Source organism: Butyrivibrio sp. VCD2006 (genome assembly GCF_000423925.1).
Lineage (GTDB): Bacteria > Bacillota > Clostridia > Lachnospirales > Lachnospiraceae > Butyrivibrio.
This window is the reverse complement of sequence record NZ_AUIX01000037.1, coordinates 1-14,382: the sequence shown is the minus strand read 5'-3', so window position 1 is coordinate 14,382 and position 14,382 is coordinate 1. Positions and strand designations below refer to the sequence as shown.

Annotated in this window: 13 protein-coding genes, 1 pseudogene and 1 riboswitch; of the genes and pseudogenes, 4 read left to right on the top strand and 10 right to left on the bottom strand. The window is 43.1% G+C overall.

Annotation, left to right across the window (positions count from 1 at the left end; translation table 11 throughout):
• Nucleotides 1-94 precede the first annotated feature (94 nt).
• The gene (locus G586_RS0112990) at nucleotides 95-1,972 is read right to left on the bottom strand and encodes a threonine--tRNA ligase (protein WP_026528103.1); all 1,878 of its coding nucleotides are present in this window, start codon (nucleotides 1,970-1,972) and stop codon (nucleotides 95-97) included.
• 242 nt (nucleotides 1,973-2,214) lie between these two features.
• Nucleotides 2,215-2,724, bottom strand: coding sequence for an SEC-C metal-binding domain-containing protein (locus tag G586_RS0112985; RefSeq protein WP_026528102.1), 510 nt, complete (start codon nucleotides 2,722-2,724; stop codon nucleotides 2,215-2,217).
• A gap of 210 nt (nucleotides 2,725-2,934) precedes the next feature.
• Here G586_RS0112985 and G586_RS0112980 point away from each other — a divergent pair, with 210 nt between their 5' ends.
• Nucleotides 2,935-3,756 carry a murein hydrolase activator EnvC family protein gene (locus tag G586_RS0112980; protein WP_026528101.1) on the top strand — a complete coding sequence of 274 codons (822 nt, stop codon included), beginning with the start codon at nucleotides 2,935-2,937 and terminating at the stop codon, nucleotides 3,754-3,756.
• 26 nt (nucleotides 3,757-3,782) lie between these two features.
• The gene (locus G586_RS0112975; RefSeq protein ID WP_026528100.1) at nucleotides 3,783-4,199 is read left to right on the top strand and encodes a bactofilin family protein; all 417 of its coding nucleotides are present in this window, start codon (nucleotides 3,783-3,785) and stop codon (nucleotides 4,197-4,199) included.
• A 133-nt stretch (nucleotides 4,200-4,332) separates the two neighbouring features.
• On the opposite strand, the gene G586_RS0112970 is transcribed toward G586_RS0112975, so the two are convergent.
• Complete coding sequence (locus G586_RS0112970) at nucleotides 4,333-4,626, bottom strand: YerC/YecD family TrpR-related protein (protein WP_026528099.1); 294 nt, start codon at nucleotides 4,624-4,626, stop codon at nucleotides 4,333-4,335.
• 331 nt (nucleotides 4,627-4,957) lie between these two features.
• On the opposite strand from G586_RS0112970, the gene G586_RS0112965 reads away from it, so the two are divergent.
• Nucleotides 4,958-5,158 carry a cold-shock protein gene (locus G586_RS0112965; protein WP_022761586.1) on the top strand — a complete coding sequence of 67 codons (201 nt, stop codon included), beginning with the start codon at nucleotides 4,958-4,960 and terminating at the stop codon, nucleotides 5,156-5,158.
• 276 nt (nucleotides 5,159-5,434) lie between these two features.
• Nucleotides 5,435-7,240 (top strand): methyl-accepting chemotaxis protein, encoded by a 1,806-nt coding sequence (locus tag G586_RS0112960; protein ID WP_081674364.1) that lies wholly within the window; start codon nucleotides 5,435-5,437, stop codon nucleotides 7,238-7,240.
• 94 nt (nucleotides 7,241-7,334) lie between these two features.
• On the opposite strand, the gene G586_RS25065 is transcribed toward G586_RS0112960, so the two are convergent.
• The 7 genes and pseudogenes from G586_RS25065 to G586_RS26800 form a co-directional block, all read right to left on the bottom strand.
• On the bottom strand, nucleotides 7,335-10,259 hold the full coding sequence (locus G586_RS25065; RefSeq protein WP_051204790.1) for a leucine-rich repeat protein: 2,925 nt from the start codon (nucleotides 10,257-10,259) through the stop codon (nucleotides 7,335-7,337).
• 171 nt (nucleotides 10,260-10,430) lie between these two features.
• Complete coding sequence (hisA, locus tag G586_RS0112950; protein ID WP_026528097.1) at nucleotides 10,431-11,207, bottom strand: phosphoribosylformimino-5-aminoimidazole carboxamide ribotide isomerase; 777 nt, start codon at nucleotides 11,205-11,207, stop codon at nucleotides 10,431-10,433.
• Between the two features lie 72 nt (nucleotides 11,208-11,279).
• Nucleotides 11,280-12,032 carry a 4-hydroxy-tetrahydrodipicolinate reductase gene (gene dapB / locus G586_RS0112945; RefSeq protein WP_026528096.1) on the bottom strand — a complete coding sequence of 251 codons (753 nt, stop codon included), beginning with the start codon at nucleotides 12,030-12,032 and terminating at the stop codon, nucleotides 11,280-11,282.
• A 108-nt stretch (nucleotides 12,033-12,140) separates the two neighbouring features.
• Nucleotides 12,141-13,025 carry a 4-hydroxy-tetrahydrodipicolinate synthase gene (gene dapA, locus G586_RS0112935; protein WP_026528095.1) on the bottom strand — a complete coding sequence of 295 codons (885 nt, stop codon included), beginning with the start codon at nucleotides 13,023-13,025 and terminating at the stop codon, nucleotides 12,141-12,143.
• A 163-nt stretch (nucleotides 13,026-13,188) separates the two neighbouring features.
• Nucleotides 13,189-13,361: riboswitch (Lysine riboswitch) on the bottom strand.
• Nucleotides 13,362-13,420: 59 nt separating this feature from the next.
• Nucleotides 13,421-13,597, bottom strand: a complete 177-nt coding sequence (locus tag G586_RS26175) for a hypothetical protein (RefSeq protein ID WP_155834160.1) — start codon at nucleotides 13,595-13,597, stop codon at nucleotides 13,421-13,423.
• 96 nt (nucleotides 13,598-13,693) lie between these two features.
• Nucleotides 13,694-14,053, bottom strand: coding sequence for a GGDEF domain-containing protein (locus G586_RS0112925; RefSeq protein ID WP_026528094.1), 360 nt, complete (start codon nucleotides 14,051-14,053; stop codon nucleotides 13,694-13,696).
• Nucleotides 14,054-14,149: 96 nt separating this feature from the next.
• A pseudogene (locus G586_RS26800) lies at nucleotides 14,150-14,382 on the bottom strand (group II intron reverse transcriptase/maturase); the annotation flags it as partial.

Below are 14,382 nucleotides of genomic sequence, written 5' to 3'. Positions count from 1 at the left end.
AAATGTAACACAGCGGCGGGTGATTGTCCCGCCGCTGTTAGTAAATTCTGAAAAATCAAAATTATTCGTTACTGTTTAAACCTTACAGTAACAATTATTCTACAGAATCGATAAGCTCAAGTGTGTGCTCAGCGTTCATCTTCTTGCATATCTCTACGAACTTCTCAAGAGGTACGTTCTGAATCTGCTTGTTAGAGCCACGAACGTTGATGGAAACAGTATTCTCAGCTGCCTCCTTGTCACCAAGAACGATGATGTAAGGATCCTTGTAGTTCTTGAACTTCTTGATCTTCTCCTTCATGTTGTTGTCTGAGTAATCAGCCTCAACATCAATACCATTCTCAAAGAGAAGATCTGCTACCTTCTTAGCATACTCATTGTGCTCAACACGGATCGGAACAACACCAACCTGGTAAGGGCTGAGCCAGAACGGGAATGCACCCTTGAAGTTCTCGATGATGATACCGATGAATCTCTCCAGGGAACCATAGATAGCTCTGTGGATAACAACAGGCATCTCAAGACTTCCATCCTGAGCCTGGTATGTAAGACCAAAGTTGTGAGGAAGCTGATAGTCAAGCTGTACCGTACCGCACTGCCACTCTCTTCCAAGGGCATCCTTGATCTGAAGGTCAATCTTGGGGCCATAGAAAGCACCATCACCTTCGTTGATCTCATAGCCACCCTCGCCATATTTCTTATCAAGAATGCTCTTAATAGCAGCCTCTGCTCTGTTCCAAACCTCGATATCACCCATGAAATCATCCGGGCGTGTAGAAAACTCAGCTCTGTAGGTAACACCGAATGTCTTATAAATCTCGTCTGCGATTGAGATGATATCTGCAATCTCATCCTGGATCTGTGACTCCATTACGAATGTATGGTCATCATCCTGTCTGAACTCCTGTACACGGAAAAGTCCGTTCATCTGTCCTGACTTCTCTTTTCTGTGAAGTACATCGTACTCACTGTAACGAATAGGAAGCTCTTTATAAGAGTGAACTGTTCTCTTGTATGTCATCATGGCATTAGGGCAGTTCATAGGCTTAGCACCCATTGTATCAAGTGCTTCTCTGTTGTAAATAACAGAGCCTCTCTCGATCTTAACGGGAGCCTTAGCTGCATCCTCATCCATGCTCTCTGCTACATCCGGAATAGTTGTGTCAGCCTGAACATGACCTGCAATTCCGGGTACGATGAACATGTTGTTGATGTAGTGAGCCCAGTGACCACTGATGAGCCACAGCTTCTTGTTATCAATAAGGGGAGCTGCGATCTCTGTATAACCGTGTCTCTCCTGAATATCTCTTGAGAACTTAAGGAGCTTCTGGTACATTCTCCATCCTCTCGGAAGCCAGTAAGGCATTCCGGGAGCAGTCTCATCGAACATGAAAAGATCAAGCTGAGCACCGATCTTCTTGTGATCGCGCTCCAATGCTTCCTGAATCATCTTGAGGTGAGCCTTAAGCTCATCCTTTGAAGGGAATGCATAGAGATAGATTCTGGTCATTGAATCTCTCTTCTCATCGCCTCTCCAGTAAGCGCCTGATACTGCCTTTATTTTATATGAAACATTCATCAGCTCCTGAGAGTTCTCAACGTGAGGTCCACGGCACAGATCGATGAAATCATCACCTGTGTTATAAGTAGTGATTGTCTCACCCTCGGGAAGGTCCTGAATAAGCTCTGTCTTGAACTTCTGATCCTTGAAAATTTCAAGAGCCTCTTCCTTGGAAACCTCTTTTCTTGTCCAGTCCTCTCTTCTCTTGATGATCTCACGCATCTTATCCTCGATGGTCTTGAAATCATCCTCAGTAACAGCCTTGGGCAAAACGAAATCATAGTAGCAACCGTCTGCCACCTGCGGACCAATTGCATACTGTGTCTCTGCACCGTAAAGCTCGATTACGGCCTTTGCCAGGATGTGTGCCAATGAATGGCGATACACTTCTTTGAATTCTTCTTTTGTCATAATTTTTCTCCTTCTCCATGCCAACCGGGCACAGTTGTTTATTTTTTTAACCCTCATCCGCCCTTCGGGCACCTTCCCCCCAGAGGGGGAAGGCTTTTATTATATGCCTACCCCTGGGAGCAGACAATTATTTAATGCCTTCCCCTTGGGGGGCGCACGACGTCCGGGGGACGTCGGTTCTGCGCGAACCGAAGCGGAGCGAAGACGGTGTCAGCGAAGCTGACGGATGAGGGGCCTCTTCCTTAGTTCTTGCCTTTACCGTGGCACTTCTTATACTTCTTGCCACTTCCGCACGGGCAGGGATCGTTAGGATAAATCTTATTCTCCTTACGAACAGTCTGTGAAGCCTTCTGCTCCTTGTAAAGCTCCTTCTGCTTCTCCTCTGAGAAGATCTCGTTCCACTCCTCAAGGCCATAGAGCCAGTCAGCACCTGCTGCTACCATGTTCTTGTAAAGAAGCTCTTTATCGAAACCGAGCTGAACCTCTGTATCCTCTTCCATCTCTTCAATGGGGTTCTCTTCCTTAAGTGAATCATTGATTCCATCAAGGAAACCTGTCATTGTCATTATGTCTACGCTATATTTCTCAGCAAGCTCCTTAACAGTTCCCTTAACTACCTCATCGGGATTCTTAAGAAGGATTGCATAGATGTCCTTTTCCTTCTGAAAATAATCTGTCCATAGTTTCTGCAGCTGTGCCTTATCAGCTTTCTCTGAATAAGCCATATCACGCCACTGTTGTAATAATGCCATAATGTAACCTCACTTCCAATGTTTGTATTTCGAAATGTTATTGCGAACTCGTCACAATCTTACATATTATAGTATTTTTTCGCTCTAATGTAAATCATAGTTACTATCGCCACAGAAGGCGCAATAACTGACAAGACATTAAGCTATTCCTAAGTTGTGGGTTTTTTCCAAGTATGATATAGTAAATTCGATTTATATTGGGGGTTTTATATGGCAGACATAAATAAACCAAAAAAACACAGACATAAGCGCCACTACACTTTTATGATCATTTCAGGTGATTCCGATGGCAGCAGTGGTAGCTTTCATCTGGGCCACGTAGCCGCACAGGTTCTTGCATTTTCTTTATTCGCAATCGTTGTTGCAGCAATATGCTTTTTTATCCACTCTGCGATAACAGTATCTTCACTTAAGAAGTACACTGCACAGCAGGATTTGAAAATTGCGGAACTTGATGAAATCAACAAGACACTTACTCAGGAAAATTCAGAACTTGAAAATGAAGTCTCACAGCTTAGTCAGGCACTCAATCAGAAGGTAGAAGCTGAGGCACAGTCCGCAGCCGAGGAGGAACAACTTAGTATCCCTTCACTTCTTCCCATCTCAGGAACAGCTTCCATGGAAAATTCCTACGACGATCCCAACTCAACAGAAATAGAGCTTAAGGCTGAAAATGCCGATGATGAAGATGGCGAGGAAGAAAACTCCGAGGCAGAAATTGATACAACCGGGCTTGATCCTATCCTTATTCTCACAACAGAAGCCAATTCAACTATAGTTGCTTCCGGAGCAGGTACAGTAGCCTCTGTGACAGCAGATGTAAAATATGGCAATTGTATAACAATCGATCACGGCAACGGATATGTAACAATTTACAGGAATGCAGGTGAAAGCCTCGTTCACGAAGGTGACACGGTATCAAAAGGCACAACTCTTTTTGTTGTTGGCGAAAACAACACTAAGCTCGGATATCAGATCAAGAAAGACGGCGCATTTATAAATCCCGAAGACATGGTTGAAATCAACGGATAACAGCGTCAAAAAACAGGAGGCATACAATGGCACTTTTTAGTAATGGAAAATCCGAAGGTTCTATCGATGTCGCAGCTGAACCGATAACCACTTTTATCGCTGCAGGCGCAACACTCGACGGTCCCTTCACAGCCAAGGAGAGCACCAGAGTAGACGGCATTATCAATGGCAACGTAACAATTGGCGGATCGCTTATTATCGGTCAGGAGGCCAAAATCGTCGGAACAGTCACTGCCGCAAACCTCTTCCTTGCAGGCGAGATTCAGGGGAACGTAAGCGTACCCCAGGGCAAGGTTGAAATCAGTGATACAGGCAAGCTTATTGGCGATCTTGCAGCAAAGACCCTTGTTATCGACGAGAATGCGATTTTCCAGGGAAAATGTCAGATGACTACTGAGAAGACATCAGCAGAACTGGCAAAGGAAAGAGCTCAGGCAAACTAAAAGCTTATATAGCTTAAGAAAATAAATAAAAAAAGAGAACTATTCCTGTGTGATATGATTCACCAGAAATAGTTCTCTCATTTTTTTTGCAAAATCCCGTTAAAAAAGCTTAGCCCGATTATAGGCTCCTGCATTATGCCTGCTCTTTCATCTTGGAAAATACAAGTGCGTAACCGTCATCTCCATAGTTGAGAGATCTGTTTACTCTACTGATAGTGGCTGTAGATGCGCCTGTCTTCTCTGCTATCTCCAGATAAGTCTTATGCTTCCTGAGCATAGCTGCAACTTCAAATCTCTGTGATAATGACATAAGCTCATTTACTGTACATAAGTCCTCGAAAAAACTATAGCACTCTTCCTTATCATCAAGTGATAAGATCGCCTCAAAAAGGTGATCCACCGCTTCAGTTCTTATCTTTTTGTTCATGCTACCCTCCATGTGTTTAATATGTAATCCCCTGTTGCTACATATAAGAGCAACCTAAAAAATATATCACTTTATAAGTTGAAACACAATTTACTTTATATCGATAATTTACTTCACTGCTTGCATATTTTAACACACTAAACAATTAAAGTAAAGCAATGCCATCCAACTGTTGTAAATTGTGATTTTTTTCGCGAATATTTTAATAATTCCTTTACTTTTAGCCTCCCCTGTGATATCCTAATTATGTTGTTTTAATACAACATATCGTCAATTGATTTACGCTTTTGACGATAAGAACTATTTTTTTATTTTTTAGTGGAGGTAAGCTATGAACAAGGGTACAGTTAAGTGGTTCAACAACCAGAAGGGTTACGGCTTCATTTCTGATGAGGCAGGCAATGATGTATTCGTACATTATTCAGGACTCAACATGGAGGGCTTCAAGTCTCTTGACGAGGGCGCTGCAGTTGATTACGATGTAATCCAGGGCGAAAAAGGACCGCAGGCCGTTAACGTAAACAAGCTTTGATTAACGACCAAACATTTTAATCAAGACTACAATGTGCCTTATTCTTAATATATAGAATCAGCAAGTGTACAAATGATTAATCATAGAACCCATCCGGTTATCCGGATGGGTTTTTTGAGTCTGCTCTGTTCGGTTATTCTCTCCCATCTACTTTAGATAAATTTTATACCCACTTAATTGTTATCACAATTTCATAAATGTTATTATTTATCATGTACAATTAAATATTTTTCCAATTATGTTCGGAAAAAACATTTATGAGGAGGAATTTAAACTATGGGAAGACCAACCAGAAATATGTCACTCCTGTATTCACTTTTGATAGCAATTGGTGGAGCCGTTATCGCGACAGGTATAATCGTTGAACTTTTCACCATTAACAGCTCTATCGCTACGACAAAGGAGCAAACCGTAGCATATAGAGAGCGTCTACTTACCGATATCAAGACAGAGCTGAAAAATGAAACTCAGGAAGCCATGAGTGTCTGCGAAATTATGAATGCCAGATATCAGGCAGGTGAAATGACGCAGGAAGAGGCCATGAAAGAGGCTGCCGACATTATCAGAGACTTAAAATACAATGATGGCTCCGGCTACTTCTGGGTAGATACTTCAAAGGGTATAAACGTGGTTCTTCTCGGAAGAGATACAGAGGGTCAGTCCAGATGGGATTCCGTTGACCCTAACGGAACCAAATTCATCCAGGAAATGATCAAGAACGGTATGCAGGATGGCGGCGGATATACAGAGCTTATGTTCGCAAAGCCCAATGAGACAGAGCCGCTGCCCAAGATCAATTACACAGCTTATTACCAGCCTTTTGACTGGGTAATGGGTACAGGTGTATGGGTTGACCACATTGATGCTCTGGAGGCCGAATATACACAAGCAGCAAACATAGCATTAAACAAGAGTATACTCAAATCACTCATGATCCTTATCGTTATGTCCATCCTAGGACTGATTGTAGCATTTTACATCGGAAAAAGAATCACAAAGCCTATTATTCTTATCTCCAATGAAATGGATAAGATGTCAAACAGTGATTTCAGCGACAACGAAGATATGAAGCAGATTCGTCCGCTCGCAAAAAGCAGAAACGAGATCGGTACAATCGCCGAATCGCTTGATACTCTTCATCGCAATATTCGCGAGCTTATGGAAAAGATCTCCGACACTACAGCATATGTTGCATCAGCCTCCGAGGAGCTTTCAGCAAGTGCATCACAGTCCGCTGAAGCCAGTGAGATGGTTGCTAATTCCTGTACAACAGTTGCAGGCTCCTGCACAAGCCAGATCACAGCCGTTGAAGGCGCAAGTGATGAGACTCAGATATTTATAAGCAACATGCAGGAATTCCAGAATGCTATCGTAACTTCCAACGACATGATTTCCGCAACAAACGAAGCTGCAAGCAAGGGTGCAGCCGATATGAACCGTGCAACCACAATGATGGATACCATCAAGGAATCTGTTGAAACTACCGCTGCTATGGTTGAAGGCCTTGGCGATAAGTTAAAGAACATTGACTCCTTCGTTGATACGATCGCAGAGATTGCAAGCCAGACCAACCTCCTATCCCTCAATGCCAGCATCGAGGCTGCAAGAGCCGGTGAAATGGGTAAGGGATTTGCGGTTGTAGCAAGTGAGATCAGCAAACTGGCTGATCAGTCAAACGAAGCAGCCAGCAAGATCACAGAACTTATAAGCGATATTACCGCAAGTTCAGAACAGGCTGTTGAGTCCATGCGTGAAGGTGCCCAGAGCGTTGTAGAAGGTTCTGAAGTAGTTAATGAGGCAGGTAATACCTTCAACGAGATCGTTAACCGTGTACACTCCGTATCTGAGCAGAGTGCCCGCATGAGTGAAATTGTGGACCAGCTTTCAGGCGGAACACAGACCATCGCTGACAACATCCAGAAGATCGAGCAGATGAGTGTAAGCGTTGCAGATGAGACCCAGAACGTATCCGCTGCTTCTCAGCAGCAGACAGCCTCAACACATGAGGTTGCGGAAGCTTCCGACAAGCTTGCCGCAAACGCTCAGGAGCTTCAGGATTTCGTATCCAGATTCTCATTCTAATTTAATTAAAAAATCTTTTCTCCAAATAAAAAAACAGATCCGTGGAATATTCAAAACCATGGATCTGTTTTATTATGTTCATTCAGGAGCTGTATCAGCCTTTTTTGAATACAAATTTGGCATTCTTTGCTCCGGCCTTTTTAAACATCTTTACAAGCTTATCGTACTTCTTTTTATCCTTACAGGTAATTGTTATCTTGCAGCCCTTCTTAATTCCCTTGAAGCTTCCGCTTCCTACAGACTTAAGATTATTGGCTTTAATAGTGATTTTCTTAAGGTTCTTACATCCCTTAAATGCACCGCTTGCTATCTTCTCGAGATTGGATCCGAGATTTACTGATGTAAGATTCTTACAGTTCTTGTAGGCATTTGCTTCAATTGCTGTAACCTTAAATACCTGTCCGTTGTATTCTACAGTACTTCCGATTGAAACCTTCTTTACGCTCTTATCGGTTTCTTTGGCTACTGTAGCATTTCCGGAAGCATTTACCTGAACATCTACATTGCCTGCTGTGATCTTGCCATCAGGAGGAAGTACATCCTCTGTATTTTGAGTAGGAGTTTCCTCAGTTGTATTTATCGGAGTATTATCAGTGGTACTGTCCTGATTCTGGCTGGGCTGTACGGCAGGTGTGCTCTGCTCTTCAGCGGCTGCAGGATCGGTTGCAGGAGTGTTCTGACCTTCCTCTGTGCTTGGATTGGTTACAGGTGTAGTCGGTGTAGTCTGTTCCTCTTCAGTGCTTGGATTGGTTACAGAAGGATTCTGACTCTCTTCTGTATTCGGATCTGTTGTTCCACCTTGTGTATCTGGATCATTTGCAGGAGGATTCTGACCCTCATCTATATTCGGATCTGTTGTTCCACCTTGTGTATCTGGATCATTTGCAGGAGGATTCTGACCCTCATCTGTATTCGGATCTGTTGTTCCGCCTTGCGTATCTGGATCATTTGCCGGTGGAGTCTGGTCAGCATCTGTATTCGGATCTGTCGTTCCGCCTTGTGTATCTGGATCATTTGCAGGAGGATTCTGACCCTCATCTGTATTCGGATCTGTTGTTCCACCTTGCGTATCTGGATCATTTGCCGGAGGGTTCTGACCAACATCTGTATTCGGATCTGTTGTTCCGCCTTGCGTATCTGGATCATTTGCCGGAGGATTCTGACCTCCGTCTGTATTCGGATCTGTCGTTCCGCCTTGTGTATCTGGATCATTTGCCGGAGGGTTCTGACCAGCATCTGTATTCGGATCTGTTGTTCCACCTTGCGTATCTGGATCATTTGCCGGAGGATTCTGACCCTCATCTGTATTCGGATCTGTTGTTCCGCCTTGCGTATCTGGATCATTTGCCGGTGGATTCTGGTCTCCGCCTGTGCTTGGCGTAGTCTGTTCCTGAGTCTGGGCAGCCTGTACCGTAACAACAAATTCAGCGGAATCTATAAGTCGCTCCACTCCATTGTCTTTCAGATATACATAAAGCCTTGTTGTATAATCTCCTACCGGAGTGCTACCTGTATTAGAGATCTGCATAGGATTGCCTGTTGCGTAGCTAAAAGGTACATCTCCTATCCATTCCCATTTCCATTCAATATTGTCTTTAAGCTCCTGATAATGCCCTTTTCCATCATCATCCATAAGATCAAAGACAAGCTCCATGTCCTCTCCCTGCTTTATGATTCCACCTGGAAAAGTCGGCCTAAACTCAATTTCATATGAAAGTGCTTCATTCTGATTCTCATCATTTGAAGGTACCTGATAGTCGGTAGCTGAAAGAGCCAATTCCTTTGCTGTATATAAGCTTCTGGTATTGGAGTCATAGAAATAGCCTACTCCCAGTGTATAATTATGGTATTGAGATGAAGCTTGTATCTCAGTTAAGCCTGTCAAAAACAGCTTGTACGGATATCCGACACTTCCTGTGTCATTATTGGTGACATCAACAAGATAATATTTTCCGTCATCCATTCTTACATGATTCCACATGTGTCCGCCGGAACCTGAAGAACCTAATAATTCTCCTGTAATCGTATAGCATTCAATCAGATTACTGCTAAAGGTACTTCCGTCGCAGAGGTATTTAAATGCCTTTGAATAACCCTCACATACAACATTTGTTGTCGGATCGCCATCAAACACATATATCATCTGCCAGGGATTGCCATATGGTATTTTGTTCTTTGCTGCATAATCGTTGTACTCGTTGAGCTCACATATGGCATCGTTGTAGGCCTTAAGCTTTTCATAATCACTCTTTGATGCATTTGCAGCGATTATACTGTTAGCGTTATTTGCGGCACTCACAACAGCTTTACATTTGTTTGTATCAACCGAAAATGTTCCTTCCTGACCGCTTACGCTGTAATTTGCAGAAACGCACAAAGAAATTTCTATATCAACCTCTTCATAAATGTGGATATAGGAGTATGAATAGTCGTAACTAAAAGGAACACCACTCGAATATGAAAAACGGTTGCCAAACCAGTAAAACTCATAGGGATTATCGGTAACCACTGCGCCAACTATCAAGCTTGGATCATAAGGAACAAGATTGCAAAGTGCAGTATTAGCTGCGTCAGTAAGTTCCTTGTTAGAACCAAAAAGAGTACTTACTCCAAGATCAGCAGCCGTGTACCTATCCTTCCACTCAGAGCCAAGAAGCTCCTTAACATTTATGGTAACTGTAACCTCACTTGAACTTCTATTACCATTTGCAATTTCGGTCGCAGCCTTTTTTACCTCATCATACAACTCTACATTAAGGCCTCTTAGAGAAGTTCTTCTGTTGCTGTTTCTGACTCTGGGAGAATTTTTAGATTTTGCGCCTTTAAGCATAAAGCCTTCCAACGCTTCTTCTTCGCTGATTTTTGATGCAACCGTAGATGATTCATTCTCAGATGTGATAACATATTCACCGGAATCAGTAGCTGCTTTTGCGACAGCCTTCCCATTTCCGGTAACTGAGAACGCCGTTATCACCAAAGCACCTAATAATGCAGCTCGACTTAATGAAAATTTGTGCATTTCCTTTTACCCTCCAAGAAACATGTGAAAAAACAATATGTTTTCTGTAATCATATTTTAAAGCCATGTATACACAATATAACTCTTTTATGATTGTATTTCAACTCTTTATTTTTCCTTGGAAAGCAATAAAAAGAGCAGCCTCAAATGGCCGCCCTTCCTGAAAACTCATTATTTTTTACATTCTGCAATTATATCGTCAATCGCCATGTTCCCGCCAAAAATATCAAGTGCACTTCCGACGGTAACATCAAGTTTGCCGCCTCCAAAGCTTCTTAGCTCCTTAAGATCATCGAAGCTATGAACTCCGCCGGCATAGGTGATAGGAATTTTTCCCCAGTCTCCCAAAATAGAAGCAACCTCTGTTTCTATGCCTGACTGTTTTCCTTCAACATCAACAGCGTGAACCAGGAATTCATCGCAGTAATCAGAGAACTCATTCAGCGTATTCTCGTTTACCTCGACACCTGTCATCTTCTGCCATCTGTCAGTCACTATGTAATACCTGCCATCCTGCTCCCTACAGCTAAGGTCAAGGACCAGGTGCTCTTTTCCAACTTCAGCGCGAAGCTTCCTTAGATTCTCGTAATTAACTTCACCATTCTTAAAGACATAGCTTGTGACGATTACATGTGAAGCGCCTGAATCAAGGAATCTCCAGGCATTCTCAGCGGTTATTCCACCTCCGACCTGAAGATATCCCGGGGTCTCCTTTAACGCCAAAATCGCCTGATTCACCGATGCTTCATAGTACGGGCTGTCTGCTGCGTTTAGCACAATAATGTGTCCGCCCCGAAGCCCTTTTTCTTTATATAGTCGTGCAAAAAAAGCAGCATCCTGTTCCGATACAAAGTTCTCCTCTGCAGAATCACCTTTGTCTCTAAGGCTGCTGCCCACAATCTGCTTAACCTGTCCATTATGTATGTCTATACAGGGTCTAAGTCTCATGTGTATTCCTCAATTGTTTATTTTGGTATAACACAAATTGCTCCGTTACAAAGCAGCTCTCTCAATTCTACGTTATATCACGTCGCTCATGTCATACATTCCTGCAGGCTTTCCTGCGAGGAATTTTGCAGCTTCAATAGCACCCTTTGCAAAAACGCTTCTGGAATATGCTCTGTGTGAAAGAGTGATGACTTCATCAGTTCCTGCAAAGATAACATCATGATCTCCCACGATAGTACCGCCACGTACTGCGGAAATACCGATCTCTTTCTTAGGACGCTTCTCGCGTCTTGTGCTTCTGTCGTAGACATATTCGCACTTCTCGGAAAGAGAATCATTTACTGAATCAGCGAGCGCAAGTGCTGTTCCACTGGGTGCATCAAGCTTCTGATTGTGATGCTTCTCGACAATCTCAATATCAAAGCCCGCAGCATCAAGAACAGGTGAAATCTCCTTAAGAACCTTCATAAGGGTATTGATTCCAACTGACATATTAGCAGACTTAAGAATTGCGATTTTTTCAGATGTAGCCTTCACATTAGAGAGCTGTTCATCGGAAAGGCCTGTGGTGCAAAGTACCACGGGAAGTGACTTTTCACTGCAAACCTTAAGTAGATTGTCGACTGCGGACGCGTTTGAGAAGTCAATTACCACATCAGCAGCAACATCACATTTTTCTATAGAATCAAAAACAGGGAAGCTATAGGTGCTCTCGCCATAAGCGTCAACACCTGCAACAATCTCCACGTTTTCATCTGCATTCACAAGATCGGCAATAACGTGACCCATTCTGCCGTTACAGCCATGCATAATTACTTTAATCATACGTCTCCAATCCCCTCATCCGTCAGCTTCGCTGACACCTTCTCCCCCAAGGAGAAGGCTTTTGCCAATCAATCCTGCCAGATAAGGATCTAAATTCATATTTAATCTTCACTTACCAAGAAACTTCTTAAGCTCTCTCTCAAGAACCACTCTGTGCTCCTCTGTGATAGTTGTAAGAGGAAGACGGAGCGGGCCTGCCTTGAAGCCTATCATCTCAAGAGCTGCCTTAACAGGGATAGGATTAACCTCACTGAAAAGTGCATCAACAAGCGGAAGTGCATCGAGCTGAATCTTCCTTGCAGCTGCGAAATCGCCTTCCAGGGCCTTCTGACACATCTCATGAGTCTGAGCCGGTGCTACGTTTGACAATACAGAGATAACACCAAGTCCGCCAAGTGACATGATCGGTACTACAAGTCCATCCTCACCTGAATAAAGATCAACGCATCCATCTGCAAGCTGCATCATCTTAGAGGTCTGAGCAAGGTTGCCTGTTGCATCCTTGATACCAACGATGTTATCAACCTCTTTGCACATTCGAACCACTGTCTCGGGCTGAATGTTGCAGCCTGTACGGCTGGGCACATTATAAAGTATGATCGGAATATCAACCGCCTTGGCAACCGCTGTAAAGTGCTGCACAAGACCTTCCTGAGTTGCCTTGTTGTAATAAGGTGTTACGGAAAGGATCGCATCAGCTCCTGCCTTAGCTGCATCGATTGAAAGGTCAACAGCTGTCTTGGTGCAGTTAGAGCCTGCTCCTGCAATTACGGGCACTCTCTTGTTTACATATTCAATACAGAATCTGGAAACCTCCATGTGCTCCTCTTCTGTCATGGTAGCGCTCTCACCTGTTGTGCCGCACACAATGATGGCGTCTGTTCCATTCTCAATCTGAAAATCGATCAGTCTCTTGAACTCATCGTAATTAACCGATCCATCTTCATAAAACGGTGTTGCGATTGCAACTCCTGCTCCCTTAAATACTGCCATAATAGCTGTCTCCTTTTCATTACTGCCGGAAAATATCCCGAATAAGTATTATACCAAATGCGATAGATCATGAGAACTTTTTTATGCTATATCCTTTAATGCATTGAAAAAGCTAACTCCCATCGCACAGAGAGTTAGCTTCAAAAATCAACATTGATCAAATTAGCACGATAGCTCCCCATCTTGCGATGACAGTCATACAGCTCTTAACTGTATGCCCAGGTCTAAATTCTACAGGAGAATTCATCCTTCGGCGTATTGTCCTTTCGGGGTTCCTCTCCTGCGCCTGTCGCATCAGAATCCGTACTGATAAAATACGCAACCTCTATCTACGTTATTCAAATCTTGCTACAAATAATAACACTAGCGCGGTACAGTGTCAACGTGCTAAATAATTATTTCATCCCCTCCCAGAATCTATCACGCTCCGTAAACGCCACTGTATCCTGCTCGGAGATCTCAGCCTTAGGCTTTCTCTCCTTAGTACCGGTCTGCTCCATCTGAAGCTCATCATCTGAGGGAGTCTTATATACGCCTTCGCGCTCCCCGAAAATCTTATCTATAATCGTCATGTCAATTACCTCCTATGCTTTAGAATCTCAATAACACATCTTCATATAGATAAATCTTCACTCTATTTTTTGCACATATTTATTATACCAAAAATCTCACTCGTAAACCACTTTATTTCTACCTGACTCCTTTGCGGCATATAGCCTGTCATCCGCGGAATTTACGAGTTTTTCAGAGGTCATCCCCTTTTTATAAGTTGCTGCTCCTATGGAAATTGTAAACTTTACAATCATCCCACCACTTTTAAGTGATAATCCTTCAATCTGCTTTCTAATGTTCTCGAGCAAATCAACAAATTCAGCATATGTCACATTTTCAGGTGCAATGAGTAAAAATTCCTCTCCGCCCCATCTTCCATATAAAAGACCTGTATCGGAATTTTTATGAAAAACATCTGCAAGGGCTTTTAATGCCTCATCCCCAAGCTCATGTTCAGCAAGCCAAGCATGAAGCAAAAAAAATAATCGAGTAGGAGGAATTTCTCTTAATTGAGAAATTCCGACCTCTCACACCACCGTGCGTACCGTTCGGTACACGGCGGTTCAATCAACTTAACAAGTAACACACCTTTTGGTGTAGTAGTCTACCATAGAGATTAGTCCGAATGAGGCTAATCTCTTATTGCTTATAGCTTGGGATATATCAGATGCATGACAGACTCTTGCATATCCTTTTGAATATGCGGTTCTCCATGCAGCCCATTTAGGAACTCCAAGTTTTATAAGATTCTTTGCTCTATTCTGCGGAGTTTTCCAGTGCTTCCAAATGCACATACGAAGTCTGA

Excerpts from the sequence above, each read along its gene's own strand:
- G586_RS0112985 (WP_026528102.1), bottom strand. The coding sequence starts at position 2,724 with ATGGCATTATTACAACAGTGGCGTGATATGGCTTATTCAGAGAAAGCT.
- G586_RS0112980 (WP_026528101.1), top strand. The coding sequence starts at position 2,935 with ATGGCAGACATAAATAAACCAAAAAAACACAGACATAAGCGCCACTAC.
- dapB (WP_026528096.1), bottom strand. The coding sequence starts at position 12,032 with ATGATTAAAGTAATTATGCATGGCTGTAACGGCAGAATGGGTCACGTT.
- G586_RS0112990 (WP_026528103.1), bottom strand. The coding sequence starts at position 1,972 with ATGACAAAAGAAGAATTCAAAGAAGTGTATCGCCATTCATTGGCACAC.
- G586_RS0112965 (WP_022761586.1), top strand. The coding sequence starts at position 4,958 with ATGAACAAGGGTACAGTTAAGTGGTTCAACAACCAGAAGGGTTACGGC.
- G586_RS0112970 (WP_026528099.1), bottom strand. The coding sequence starts at position 4,626 with ATGAACAAAAAGATAAGAACTGAAGCGGTGGATCACCTTTTTGAGGCG.
- G586_RS26175 (WP_155834160.1), bottom strand. The coding sequence starts at position 13,597 with ATGACGATTATAGATAAGATTTTCGGGGAGCGCGAAGGCGTATATAAG.
- G586_RS25065 (WP_051204790.1), bottom strand. The coding sequence starts at position 10,259 with ATGCACAAATTTTCATTAAGTCGAGCTGCATTATTAGGTGCTTTGGTG.
- G586_RS0112960 (WP_081674364.1), top strand. The coding sequence starts at position 5,435 with ATGGGAAGACCAACCAGAAATATGTCACTCCTGTATTCACTTTTGATA.
- G586_RS0112975 (WP_026528100.1), top strand. The coding sequence starts at position 3,783 with ATGGCACTTTTTAGTAATGGAAAATCCGAAGGTTCTATCGATGTCGCA.
- dapA (WP_026528095.1), bottom strand. The coding sequence starts at position 13,025 with ATGGCAGTATTTAAGGGAGCAGGAGTTGCAATCGCAACACCGTTTTAT.
- hisA (WP_026528097.1), bottom strand. The coding sequence starts at position 11,207 with ATGAGACTTAGACCCTGTATAGACATACATAATGGACAGGTTAAGCAG.